11 protein-coding genes and 1 riboswitch are annotated in these 12,836 nt (G+C 52.8%); of the genes, 6 read left to right on the top strand and 5 right to left on the bottom strand.

Going from position 1 to position 12,836, the window contains the following annotated elements:
- Nucleotides 1–165 precede the first annotated feature (165 nt).
- The gene (locus FYJ52_RS09795; RefSeq protein WP_154577044.1) at nt 166–774 is read right to left on the bottom strand and encodes a histidine phosphatase family protein; all 609 of its coding nucleotides are present in this window, start codon (nt 772–774) and stop codon (nt 166–168) included.
- A 169-nt stretch (nt 775–943) separates the two neighbouring features.
- On the opposite strand from FYJ52_RS09795, the gene FYJ52_RS09790 reads away from it, so the two are divergent.
- On the top strand, nt 944–1,885 hold the full coding sequence (locus FYJ52_RS09790) for an alpha/beta fold hydrolase (protein WP_154577043.1): 942 nt from the start codon (nt 944–946) through the stop codon (nt 1,883–1,885).
- Nucleotides 1,886–1,940: 55 nt separating this feature from the next.
- Nucleotides 1,941–2,038: riboswitch (TPP riboswitch) on the top strand.
- A 29-nt stretch (nt 2,039–2,067) separates the two neighbouring features.
- A complete protein-coding gene (gene thiT / locus FYJ52_RS09785) occupies nt 2,068–2,739 on the top strand; it encodes an energy-coupled thiamine transporter ThiT (protein WP_154577042.1) in 672 nt (223 codons plus the stop codon).
- Nucleotides 2,740–2,788: 49 nt separating this feature from the next.
- Here thiT and FYJ52_RS09780 read toward each other — a convergent pair whose 3' ends face one another.
- Nucleotides 2,789–3,829, bottom strand: a complete 1,041-nt coding sequence (locus FYJ52_RS09780; protein ID WP_154577041.1) for an NAD(P)H-dependent glycerol-3-phosphate dehydrogenase — start codon at nt 3,827–3,829, stop codon at nt 2,789–2,791.
- A 198-nt stretch (nt 3,830–4,027) separates the two neighbouring features.
- Between FYJ52_RS09780 and FYJ52_RS09775 the strand changes: the two genes are divergently transcribed.
- Nucleotides 4,028–4,984 (top strand): sugar-binding transcriptional regulator, encoded by a 957-nt coding sequence (locus FYJ52_RS09775; protein ID WP_154577040.1) that lies wholly within the window; start codon nt 4,028–4,030, stop codon nt 4,982–4,984.
- A gap of 7 nt (nt 4,985–4,991) precedes the next feature.
- Here FYJ52_RS09775 and FYJ52_RS09770 read toward each other — a convergent pair whose 3' ends face one another.
- Nucleotides 4,992–5,936, bottom strand: a complete 945-nt coding sequence (locus FYJ52_RS09770) for a sugar-binding transcriptional regulator (protein ID WP_154577039.1) — start codon at nt 5,934–5,936, stop codon at nt 4,992–4,994.
- A gap of 200 nt (nt 5,937–6,136) precedes the next feature.
- On the opposite strand from FYJ52_RS09770, the gene FYJ52_RS09765 reads away from it, so the two are divergent.
- Both FYJ52_RS09765 and xylB read left to right on the top strand, forming a co-directional pair.
- Nucleotides 6,137–7,189, top strand: coding sequence for a glycerol-3-phosphate dehydrogenase (locus tag FYJ52_RS09765; RefSeq protein WP_154577038.1), 1,053 nt, complete (start codon nt 6,137–6,139; stop codon nt 7,187–7,189).
- Nucleotides 7,190–7,300: 111 nt separating this feature from the next.
- On the top strand, nt 7,301–8,806 hold the full coding sequence (xylB, locus tag FYJ52_RS09760) for a xylulokinase (protein WP_154577037.1): 1,506 nt from the start codon (nt 7,301–7,303) through the stop codon (nt 8,804–8,806).
- Nucleotides 8,807–8,918: 112 nt separating this feature from the next.
- Here xylB and FYJ52_RS09755 read toward each other — a convergent pair whose 3' ends face one another.
- Nucleotides 8,919–11,267, bottom strand: a complete 2,349-nt coding sequence (locus tag FYJ52_RS09755) for a heavy metal translocating P-type ATPase (RefSeq protein ID WP_154577036.1) — start codon at nt 11,265–11,267, stop codon at nt 8,919–8,921.
- A gap of 198 nt (nt 11,268–11,465) precedes the next feature.
- Between FYJ52_RS09755 and FYJ52_RS09750 the strand changes: the two genes are divergently transcribed.
- A complete protein-coding gene (locus FYJ52_RS09750; RefSeq protein WP_154577035.1) occupies nt 11,466–11,825 on the top strand; it encodes a hypothetical protein in 360 nt (119 codons plus the stop codon).
- Between the two features lie 39 nt (nt 11,826–11,864).
- Here the strand turns inward: FYJ52_RS09750 and FYJ52_RS09745 are convergent, their stop codons facing one another.
- The gene (locus FYJ52_RS09745) at nt 11,865–12,302 is read right to left on the bottom strand and encodes an RrF2 family transcriptional regulator (RefSeq protein WP_154577034.1); all 438 of its coding nucleotides are present in this window, start codon (nt 12,300–12,302) and stop codon (nt 11,865–11,867) included.
- Nucleotides 12,303–12,836 lie beyond the last annotated feature (534 nt).

Raw genomic sequence — 12,836 nt, 5'->3', positions numbered from 1 at the left:
CTTACTGAATGCATGGCCTGTTTCTATTATTGCTATTTTACCACGGTTGTATGGCAACAGGTGAAAAATGATTGCGATAATAAACAAAGCCTAGAGCGTTTGCCCTAGACTTTGTCTACAGTCTGATCTCCCTGTGATGATATACAGGGAGATTTTTATGTATTATTATTTAGGTACATAACCAATAAATTTGATTTCTGGATTTAATTTATGATCGAAATTAAAACAACTAATTGAACCATTAGGGAGAAAATCAAATTGAATACAGTCTTCCGAAAAAACATGAACGTAGGATAACCATGTCTGAATTACTGTACCGTGGGCAACAACGAGAACAGTTTTTTCGAGATTCATTTTCATAATTTCGAGTATTTCAGATGTAAAACGCCGATATACTTCACGCATTGATTCACCTTCTGGAGGTACAAAATCAGAAGGATGAGCTTTGAAAGTTTTCATAATATCATTGAATTGACGATTAGCTTCATCATTTGATAATCCCTGCAATTTTCCGCACTTAATTTCATGGAGATTCGGACGGATTATAGGAGTAATATCATAATGATATTTTAATGCACCTTTCATTGTATCTTTAGCACGACTTAAAGGGCTGACATAGGCAACATCCAGATGAATATCTTTAAAATACTGACCGACCGCATCAGCTTGAGCAATTCCTTTTGATGTTAATTGCGTATCTAGAATCCCTTGAACAATATGATCATGATTTTCATAAGTTTCACCATGGCGGACCAAATAAAGTGTTGTTTTCATAAATTATATTTCCTTTGTAATTATTTACGGATAATAATTTGGTATATATATTAATTTTATCTTCATAAACTAATAAATTTTAATATTATTTTCTTTTGAGATAAAATATATATTATCGTTTGCAATCCCCCCTTTCTTTCCTTTATACTCATAGCCAGGGGGAAATACAATGGAACAACAGATTGATAAAAAATCGTTCGCGTTAAAGTCTTCAGACGGAAAGACGACGCTTCACGGAACAGTTTGGATGCCGGTAGTGCCGGCAGGAGTGGTGCAGATTGTCCATGGTATGCAGGAATACGTCGGCCGCTACGAAGGATTTGCCCGGTATCTGGCAGCTCGGGGCTTTGTGGTGGCGGGCCACGACCAACTGGGCCACGGCAGATCGGCGGCGTCAAATGACGATTTAGGCTATTTTGGCGGCGGGGATTCGGAAAAGATGTTGGAAGAAGATATCCACCGGGTCAACAAAAGGCTGCGGGAAGCCTATCCGCAGCTGCCGCTGATTTTGTTCGGCCACAGTTTCGGTTCCTATCTGGTTCGGGATTACCTAACCTGTTATCCGGTGACGGCGGCCGGGGTCATCTTGTCCGGCTGCGGCATGCAGGCGATGTCGATGGTGAATATGGCTCGGGTGATTGGCCATGTGCTTAAGTTTTTCAAAGGAGCGCGCTACCGCTCGCCGCTGATGAACCGCATCGCCTTCGGCCACTATCTGGACCGGATCGAAAATCCGATTACGGAAAAGGATTGGCTGTCCCACAACACGGCGGAAAATCGGCGCTACATCGCCGACCCGAAGTGTAATTACACTTTCACTCTCAATGGGTTTTTTACGATCGGGAATCTTGTGGAGCGCACCCAGGACCCGAAGCAGATGGCGAAGATCCCTAAGGATCTGCCAATTCTGCTCATTAGTGGCGCAGAAGATCCCGTCGGGGATTATGGTGAGGCGGTGCAGCACATTTTTCGGATCTATAAAGAAGATTTAAACCTTCAGCATGTGAACATGATGCTGTATCCAGGCTTTCGGCACGAGCTTTTGCAGGAAATCGGCCGAGAGCAGGTTTTTGAGGATCTTGCGGATTGGAGCGCAAAAAATTGCTTGTAATGGGCAAAACAACATCCGAAAATTTGACAAAATCAAATAAAAAAGATAAGCTAAAAAATAAACACAGGGGAGCTTTTGCTGAGAAAGGCCGATGCCTGACCCTCATGACCTGATCCGGACAATGCCGGCGCAGGGAGTGGTACCGCTGAAGCGTCCTCCTGAAAAACAAGGAGGTTTTTTTTATGGCTTTACAACATTTTTTTGAATCCGCCGGCGGAAAAGGGCTGACGGTAGCGGTAGCGGCAGCGCTGCTTATCGTGGCGGCCTTTGCCGGGAAAAAGCGTGCGAATCAGACGCAATCGCCTCAGGTCCAGCGTTTTGACACCCGGGCCCTTGTGGTGTCAGCGCTGTGCATCGCGTTGTCCTTCGTGCTGGCTCAGATTCGGCTCTTCAAACTGCCCCAGGGCGGGTCGGTCACAGCCTTTTCCATGCTGCCCATCGCGCTGTGCGCCTACCTCTTTGGCGTGAAGTGGGGAGTGTTAGCCGGCGTGTGCCTCGGGCTCATGAACCTGATGTTCGACCCTTACGTCATTCATCCGGCCCAGCTGCTCATCGACTATATTCTGGCCTTCGGGGCTCTGGGTATCGGCGGGGTATTTCGAAATCAGAAAAAAGGCCTGCTCAAGGGCTATCTCCTCGGGATTTTCGGACGCTACGTCTGCGCTGTGGCCTCGGGGGTGATTTTCTTCAGAGCCTACGTGCCGAAGAATTTCAACGCCTGGACCTGGTCGTTGTGGTACAATTTCACCTATATCGCAGCTGAAGGGGTGATGACGGTGATCGTCCTGTGTATTCCGGCGGTGAGTCGTACTTTCGAGGGAATGCGGACGAAAATAGACGCCGGCCGGGCGTAAAAAAAACAGCAGATGGCACGCCATCTGCTGTTTTTTGTTTAGAGAGGATTTAGAGAATCGTTTCAGTTTCAAAAGCCGTCCATGGGATATCGACAGCCTTGCCCTGGTTGATGATTTCGTCGACGTGCATCAAAAGCGGGAAGTCTTTTGTGTCGGCCTTGCCGTTTTTCGCCAGAGCCTTGACTGCGCGGGCGGTCCGCGTGGCGATGACGATGGATTCGAGGGTGACCCCAGCTAATTCCTGCATGGCGTCGTCAAAGCTCATGCCCCGGCCGAGAAGGGTGCCGATTTTGCGGGTACGGCCGCCGAAAATGGTGACGTAGAGGTCCCCAGCGCCGTAGACGATGTTGTCGTCCTGGCCGCCTGCCAAGGCGAGGAGCCTGCGCATTTCACGGACACTCTGTCCGAAGAGGGCCGCCTGGGAATTGTAGTGGATCGCGCCGATGCCTTCGCGTTTTTCAGCGAGGCCCACCGCCAGAGAGACGCCGAGAGCGTAAGCGTTCTTCAAAGCCACCGCGCATTCGACGCCGGTGACGTCGGTGGAGAGGCTGACGTGGTAATAATCTGTTTCAAACAGGGATTTCAGGTAGCGCAGGGTGTCGATGTCCGTGCCGCAGAAGGCGACCGCCGAGTGGTCCTTGTCGGCGAGTTCGTAGCTCGTGCACGGGCCGCCGATGGCGTTCATATTCAAATCTTTTCCCGCTTCGGTGGACTTCCAGAAATCCGGGTAGGTCATCATCGTACCGTCTTCGCGGTCGATCATGCCCTTGGTCACGGTGATGACCGGGACGTCTTTGTTCAGCTTCGGCAGTACTTCTTCAGCGAACCAGTCGACGCCGAAGCTGGAAACGCCGCCGAGGATAACGTCAGCGCCTGCGATTGCGTCTTCCATTTCTTCAACCTGATAATATTTGATGCCGTCGTGCAGGGTGCGCTTTAAGTTGATGTGGAAATTGTCTTTGCGCAGGCCGTCGATGACGTCGCGGTCGAGGGGGGTGCCGACGAGACGAATTTCGTGCCCGTTTTCAAAGGTTGGGAAAGTCAGAGCCGATGCCATCTGTCCAGCGCCGATAAACGTTAAAATTGCCATAATATTACCTCCAGCATTCATTGATCAAATTTTTTGGGTGATGGGTCGTGTCTTGCTTGATAGTGGCTTTATTATATCGGCATCCCTTCGGAGCGTCAATAGAATTTGGACGAATTTCTCATATTGGGAGAAATCCCAAAACGCGGAAATTTAATGAGGGGATCTGTGTTAAAATAAAAAGAAAAAGCGGGAAATTTTATGGATCAATACAAAATCAATTTAATTTTGCGGGTAGCCAAACTGCATTACGAGCTCGGCATGAGCCAGATCGAGATCGCGCGCCAGGAGCATCTGTCAAAATCGACGGTCAGCCGGCTCATCGCTCAGGCTCAGGAGATGGGAATGGTGAAAATTTCGATTGTCGAGCCCAAGCACGCCTTTGTCGAGCTGGAAAACGCGATGGCGGAGACCTTCGGCCTCAATCGGGTGACCATTCTGCCCGACGTGGTGGGCAATCGCGACGTGCTCAGAAAAGATGTGTGCGCAGCTTTAGCGGATGATTTAAGCCGTGACGTTCAAGACGGGGACATCGTCGGGGTCGCCTGGGGCCACACGATGTCGGTGCTGGCTGGGGTGCTGCCCAAACATATCAACAAGAAAAAGGTCAAAATTATCCAGCTCAACGGCGGCCTGTCGAAGGCGCTGTACGACGCCGGGGCCGATCAAATCGTTCGCGCTTTTGTCAATTGTTTCGAGGGAGAAGGGTATCTGCTGCCGGCGCCGGCCCTGGTCGACACGCCGGATATTGCCGTGAGCATCGAGCGGGATTCCTCGGTGAGCCGGATCATTCGATTCGCGGAACATTGCCGAACGGCGATTTATTCCGTCGGAACCATTGGCCACTCCACGGCGCTGTACCAAATGGGTTATTTTTCGGACGCGCAGTACCAGGCCATTGAAGATAAATCGGTCGGCGATGTCTGTTCCCATTTTGTCGACGCTGAGGGAAACATTGCCGATCCCCTTCTGGATGCCAGGGTGGTGGCGACGCCTTTGTCAAAAATCAAGGCAGTGCCCAATAAAATGGTGGCGGCGGTGGGCGTCGACAAAGCGCCGGCGATTTTGGCAGCCCTTCGCGGGGGCATGGTCGATCAATTGTACATCGATCAGCCGGCGGCGGCGGAAGTCATGCGCATGGCGGCCGAAAAAAAATAAAGCGGTCCTATCTCAGGATCGCTTCTGCGGTTTTGACGTCGACGTAGAGGTGGCTGGCGAGGCCGCCTTTCAGCGCGGCGCGCAGCACCTTGTCCTTGCGGGGATCGCTGGCGATGAGCAGCCGGTTGGGGATGTGCCGGATGGTGTCGAGGGCGACACCGACGACCCGGTGATCGAGGGCTTCGTCGAAGAGCTCGCCCTCTGCGTTAAGAAAATGGCCGCAGCAGTCGCCAACACAGCCGTCCGCGGCCATTTGCGCGTACTGCACGTCGTCGATGATGCCCATCTCAAAAATGACCGAGGGCCGGCCGAAAGCGCCGGCGGAGTAAATCGCCGTCTGGGATTGATGGGCCATTTGAATGATGTTTTGAATCTGCGAATCTTTTTTGATCGCGTCGGCGATATCTGCGCTGTCGACGATGGCCGGCGCTGGGATCACGTAAGCGTCGCCGTCGACACTGGCGGCGAATTTCTGCAGAATGGACAGCGCGCTGGTCTCATGGGCGAGGCGGGAATAGCCGCCGGTGAGCTGCAGCACCGAGACGCCCTTGCGGTGCAGTTTCGGCAGCATGTGGGACAGCGACTCCAGCGTGGTGCCCCAGGCGATGCTCAAAGTGGTGTGGTCGTCAATGTACCGGGGGAGATCGGCGATTAGTGCGGCGCACACATCGTTGAGGATGATTTGCGGATTGTCGACCATCACCGGAACGATGGTCACCCGATCCACGGGGAAACGTGCGGTCAATTCGTCCTCGAGCTCCGTGTACATCAAAGCCGGTTCTTTGATGTGGACCTCGATGAGGCCTAAGTCCTTGCCCATTTTGAGCAGCCGGCTGACGGTGGATTTGCTGATGCCCTCCTTTTCAGCGATTTGGACCTGGCCCATATTGCATTCGTAGTAAAGCTTGGAAATGCGGATGATCTGGTTGATGCGGTAGGTGTCTTTTGCCATTTCTTTCTCCTTTGTTTCTCCTCTTTCTTTTTTCCGATTTCTTTTTTTCGAGTGTGTTGTGTCTCATTATAGCCGATGAAATCGCATAAAGGATAAAAACTTTACAGAAGATTAAGTTGTGAAAAAATTCCCAACATACATTGACATTTTCCCAAAAATCGTTTACAATAACCTTAGTAAAAAAAGTAAAGGAGAAAATTATGGGTATTGTGACACTAATCGGCGCAGGCCAAATGGCTTCTGCACTGACGTTTCCGCTGTTTGAAAATGGGAATGAAGTCCGTTTGGTTGGGACACCGCTGGACGGCGAGGTAATCGCCAGACTTCGCGAAGATAATTATCACATCAATCTGGACCGGACGCTCCACGAAGGGATCAAATACTACACGGTCGATCAGGTTGAAGAAGCGCTGGACGGCGCAGAACTGGTGGTCTGCGGGGTGTCGAGCTTCGGCGTCGATTGGTTCTTGAATAATATGTTCAAACTGATTCCTGAAGGGGTGCCGGTGATCTCAGTCACCAAAGGGATGATCGACTTGCCCGATGGCACGCTGCAGGTCTTCCCGGAATACTGGCAGGAACACATGCCGGAAGGCGTCAACGTGGAACTCTTTGCTATCGGCGGCCCGTGCACCGCCCGGGATTTGTCGGATCACGACCACTCTTTCGTCGCCTACTGCGGGAAGGATCTTAAAAAACTCGAATGGATTCGCAGCCATTTTGAAACGGATTATTACCACATCGCCCTGACGGACGACGTCGTCGGCCTCGAAGCTGCGGTGGCCCTCAAAAACGGCTACGCCCTCGGCACGGCGATGGCCATCGGCCTGAAGAACCGCCTCGGCGACGACGGCATTGCCCACGTCAATTCCAAGTCGGCGCTGTTCCAGCAGTCGGTTTGGGAAATGTACCAGCTGCTCGATATTGTCGGCGGCAATCAGAAAATGATCATGTACGCGGCAGGGGATTTGGATGTCACCGTGGCCGGCGGGCGCAGCCGCAAGGTCGGCCAGTATCTCGGCGAAGGGTACTCGATGCCGGAAATCGAAGAAAAACTGGCGGGGCAGACCCTCGAAGCGGTCGTCATTGCCACCAGAACGGCCCGCGCGGTCAAGGCGATGGCCAAGGTCGGCAAGGTCAAAGAATCGGATTTCCCGCTTCTGATGCACGTGGATCAATGCCTGAATCACGGCGCGAAGGTCGATATCCCGTGGAAGGATTTCCAGACCATTACCTGCGACGCGATCAAATAGAAATTTAAACGAAAAATTAAATAATCAAATTAAACATGCCGGGTGAACGGAAGGGGGAGCCGCTCACCCAGACAGGCGAAGTCCTCCCAAAACGATAAAGGAGAAACACAGATGAAATACGTATTGGGACTGGATTTGGGAACAAGCAGCATCAAAACGGTGCTTTTTGACCAAAATGGTAAGGAAGTGGCACAGCGCAGCGTGGAATATCCGGTGTATCAGCCGCACAATGGCTGGTCTGAACAGGATCCGGACGACTGGTATGAAGCCGGGGTCACGACGATCCGCTATTGCCTCGATATTTCGGGGGTGGCCGGCGAAGACGTCGCCGCCATCGGCATCGCCGGGCAGATGATGGGCGCCGTCCTTCTGGACAGCAAGGGCCAGCCGCTGCGCCGGGCCATTCTCTGGAACGACGCGAGAACGTCGGAAGCGGCGGAATCGGTGAGAAAGCTCATCGGCGACGATACGATGATGCGCATCAACTGCAACCCGGTGCGCCCGGGCCTGACTGCAGCGAAAATTCAGTGGGTCAAGGAAAACGAACCGGAAATCTGGGCCAAAACGGCGCACATTTTGCTGCCGAAGGATTATCTGCGCTACCGCTTGACCGGCGAATACGCGACAGAAGTGTCTGACGCGTCCGCCATGCAGCTTTTGGACGTGCGCAATCGCTGCTGGTCACCGGAACTCCTTGCCGCGATGGAAATCAAAGAATCTCAGCTCGGCAAGATGTACGAATCCACAGACGTGACCGGACAGCTGACCAAGGATGTCGCCGGGCTCCTCGGCCTTTCGGAAAAGACCATCGTCGTCGGCGGGGCTGGCGATAATGCAGCCGGCGCGGTCGGCACCGGTGTCGTCGCTCAGGGCCGCGCGATGACCACCATCGGCACCTCGGGCACGGTCTTCGCCTATTGCGACGAACCGATGATGGACGAAAAAGCCAGAGTCTACACCTTCTGTATGGCTGTGCCTGGCGCCTGGCATTTCATGGGCTCGGTTAACTCGGCAGGCAACTCGCTGAAATGGTACCGCAATACCTTCTACCCGTCGGACAAAGAATACGAACAGATCAACAAGGACGCCCTCAAATCGGCACCGGGCGCCAATAATTTGATCTACATGCCTTATCTGACTGGCGAACAGTCGCCCCATTTCGACTTGAAATGCCGCGCCGGATTTGTCGGCTTGTCCGCTACCCACACCATCTGCGACGTGACCCGCGCCGTCATGGAAGGGATCACCTTCGCCATGCGCGACGTCCTGGAAGCCATTCGCGAATCGGGCGTGCACCCGGATGTCATGCGCCTTTGCGGCGGCGGTTCCAAGAGCCCGTTCTGGCGTCAGCTCTGCGCTGACATTTACAACCTGCCGGTCGTCCTGCCGGATATGAACTCGGCCAATTCAACGGCCCTCGGCGGCGCGATTTTGGCGATGGTCGGCGCCGGCATGTACGATACTGTCGAAGAAGCTTGCGACAAAATTATCAAGATGCGCGACGAATCCTTCACGCCGGATCCGGCATCCCGCGAAGTTTATGACAAAACCTACGCGGCCTTCGACAAGCTGTATCCGCAGCTGAAGGACAACTTCGCTGAAATTCTCGATATCTAGGGAAGGACAGCGTGTCAATTTCTCTCTTTACAAATACGATTGATCAATACAGCAAAATTAAAAAACGTGTGAAACGCTTTCGTTTCACACGTTTTTTTACGTTGACAGCGGATCACGCCATGGACGCAAGCCCCCGCTTTTGATAGAGAATGCGAATGGCGTTGAGCACGCAGAGCATGGCGACGCCGGTATCGGCAAAGACCGCGAACCACATGTTGGCGAATCCGAGCAGGCCGAGGATCATGACGATGGCCTTGACAGACAGGGCAAAAACGATATTGGCCCAGGAGACCCGCTTAGTCTGTGCGGCGATGTCGAGCGCCGTCGGGATGGCATCCAGGTTCGAATTCATGAAGACCACATCTGCCGCTTCGATGGCCGCGTCGGCGCCGCTGCCCATGGCCGCGCCGACATTCGCTCCGGCGAGCACGGGAGCGTCGTTGATGCCGTCGCCGACGAACATGGTGCTGCCGCCGCTTTGGCGGATCTGCTGAAGCGTGCCGAGCTTCTCTTCTGGGAGGAGTTTGGCGTAAACCGCATCGATGCCAGTTTTGCTGGCGACGGCCTGAGCATTTTCTTCTGTGTCACCGGTGAGCATCGCCGTGGAAAGGCCGGCCTGTTTGATTCGGCCGATGGCGTCAGCCGCTTCGTCTTTGATGGTGTCGGCGATGACGATGGTGCCGGCGAAGGTGCCGTTCACGGCGACGTAAACCGGCGTGCCGTAGGCGGTGCCGTCTGGAACATGGGAAATACCGCTTGCGGCTATGTGTTTCGCATTGCCGACACAGACGGTCCGCCCGTCAATATTGGCGGCAATGCCCTGCCCGGCGGTTTCGACGATGTCGGCAGCCGGGGACAGGTCGAGGTGATCGCGCTTGGCGCGATGAACGATGCTCACGGCGATGGGATGGTTGGAGTGGGCTTCTGCCGCGGCGGTCAGCGCGAGGAGTTCATCGGCGGTCATCCCGCTTTCCGGCGCAATGGACTGAACCGCGAAATTGCCTTCTGTAATCGTGCCCGTTTTGTCGAAGACGACGTTTTTCACATCGCTTAAGGATTCCAGCGCGAGGCCGCCTTTGAAGAGGATGCCGAGCTTCGAGCCGGCGCCAATGCCAGAGAAATAGGCGAGCGGCACTGAGAGCACCAGTGCGCACGGGCAGGAGATGACGAGGAAGGACAGTGCTGTGTAAATCCACTTATCCCAGCTTGCCCCGCCGATCAGCGGCGGCAGGATAGCAGTGGCGATGGCGGTGAACACGACGAAAGGGGTGTAGTATTTTGAGAACCGGCTGATAAACCGGTCCATTTTCGGCTTTGAAGCCGCCGCGTTTTCAACCGCGTCAAGAATCCGCGTGACCATCGATTCGCTCAAGGGCTTGTCGACGCGCAGGGTTAAGGTGCCGGCTGTGTTGACGCAGCCAGAGACGACGGCATCCCCAGTTTTGACCGAAATGGGAACGGGTTCGCCGGTGACCGGCGACGTGTCGATTTGAGAGTGCCCCTCGACGATGGTGCCGTCCAGCGGAATGCGGTCCCCGGCGTGAACGAGGACGAGATCGCCGATTTTGGCATCTTCAGAGGGGATCACCTCTGTTTTTCCATTTTCTGAGACAAGGTTGACCACTTCCGGCCGAAGATCGGCCGCAGCCATGATTTGGGAGCGGCTGCGTTCTGTGGCCTTGTCCTCAAAAAATTCGCCAATACGGTAAAACAGCATGACGCCGACGGCCTCGGGCCATTGCCGAATGGCGAAGGCGCCGAGGGTGGCCACGGCCATCAGGAAATGTTCGTCAAATAACTGCCCTTTGATGAGCATGCGGATGGCCACAGCGACAATGGGCAAACCGATGACCGCGTAAGCGCCGAGGTAGCATCCGATCCAGAGGGAATCGGCCCCGCCGATGTGCGCCAACACCTCGCCGAGAGCGAAAAGAATCGCGCCGAGGATTAATTGAATTTTTGCGTAGTCTTCGCCGAAAAACCATTCTGTCAGTCCCTTTGCGTCGGGTTCAGATTCCGCGCTTCGGGCCGCGCGGCGTTCGACTATCGCGCAGCCGGGCTCGAGGCGGTCGGCCACGGTGTTGAGGATGCCGAGAAAACGGTCGGGGTCTTTGGCTTTAACTTGGACGACGCCGGCAGTAAAAGAGACTGAAACGGCTTCAAGCCCTTCGATTTGCTGGATCCCGCGCTCCACTTTGGCCGCGCAGTCCGCACAGTCGAGACCTTGAATGCTGAAGAGCTTGGTCGCCGCTTCCTGAGGCGGACAGACGCAGCGGTCCATCGGCAGGCTGCATCGCGAACAGGTGATGTGGTGGGCCGACAGATCGGAAGGGTCCAGACGATCTGTTTCCTGGCCGCTGTGATGGCAGGCAGAATCGTGAGGATGATGGTGGCAGCCGCAGTTGTCAGAGCAACTGCCGTGATCGCCGTCACGGTGAACTTGGTTTTGACGGATTGACATAATGCATCTCCTTATAAATTATCATGAAATGATTTTAATATATGAAAATATGTTCATATATCAATCATACAAGCACCGCGGGCATTTGTCAAGACTTGCGAATAAAAATTTGGAAAAACTAACAAACAGGCTTTGAATATTTTAAAGGAAGTTCTGTTATGATGAAATAAATTAATTGCCAGAAAGGATTGATGGTCTATGACCAAACTCAATTTCAAGCATTTTCAATGCTTAAGCCGTATTCAAAAGCAGCGCCAAACCGAACAAGCGCCAGACTCCGCGGCGGAACAAGCGCCGCAGGCGGATCAAAAAATGGCTGAAGGAGCGGATGAAAAGGGAAGCGAAGAGACATTAGAAGCACAAGCGGACCGAAACATGACCCGCCAGCAGCGAGTTTATCGCGAAATGGCGAAGCGTGCGGAAAAGATTCGCGCTGAGCGTGCCCGCGACGAACGGGAACAGCGGCAGAAGCGTCAACAGGAGGAACGCGAACGCACTTTCGAAACCCGCAAGCAATCCGAAATTGCGGCGCAGCATCGAAAAAAAATAATCCGCTGAAAACGCTCAGCGGATTTTTTATGGGCACAGGGAAAACAATCAGATGACGAAATTCAGCGGAGCGTTCTGCGCTGTGTGGTCCAGAATATCTTGGAGGGTGATGCCTTCAAGGTAGTCGGTAATGTGTTTGTAGAGGCCCTGCCAGACTGGCAATGTTTGGCATTCAGCGGCCCGCTCGCATCCGGGAGGATCGTCTTCAAGACAGGCAATGGGGGCGAGAGAGCCTTCTGTCTGTCTGAGAATATCGGCGACAGTGCATTCACTGGGGGCCTTCGCCAGCTGGTAGCCGCCGTTGGGGCCGCGGCTAGCCTTGAGCAGGCCGGAGCCGTGAAGCAGAATGACGATCTGCTCCAAGTATTTTTTCGAAATGTCCTGCCGGGCGGCAATGTCCTTCAGCGCGATGTAACCCTCTCCGCTGTGTTCCGCGAGGTCCGTCAACATGCGCAGGGCGTAGCGTCCTTTTGTTGAAATTTTCAATCTGATCACCTTACTCTGCGAATCATTCGCAACTTTCTAAATATATTAGTATTATTATATGGTTTTTTCATTTAATTATCAAATTTCTTTAACAAATCAGAAAAGTTTATAGCGCGAGCATTCATTTTGTTACTCGGTCGGTGAATGATGTAGGCAGACTGGATTTAAATTGAGCGTGGAGTACAGGCGATAGTGATTCGTCGATCAAGTCGAGCTTGAAAAAAACATACAATTATATATAGAAAAATGGGTACAGATAAAATGGCATGCTTAAGTATCGCCTCTTGATTTGTTTGTAAAAAAATCAAAAAAAGTTGATAAAGTTCTTGACAAGAAGATAAAGTCCGTGTATAATTAATTACGCTCTCATCGAGAGAGAGTAATTATCAGCTCGGTTGAGAAAGTTTTTCAAAAAACTTCAAAAAAGTTCTTGACAAGAACAAAGTGAGCTGATATAATAAAGAAGTTGTCGCTTGAAGCGACGGCAGGTCATAGAAAAGAGAATAGTACCATAAAACCTGGAAAACACAAACC

The organism is Pseudoramibacter porci (assembly GCF_009696145.1).
In the GTDB taxonomy this organism is placed as follows: domain Bacteria; phylum Bacillota; class Clostridia; order Eubacteriales; family Eubacteriaceae; genus Pseudoramibacter; species Pseudoramibacter porci.
This window is presented reverse-complemented; position numbering and strand designations above follow the sequence as displayed.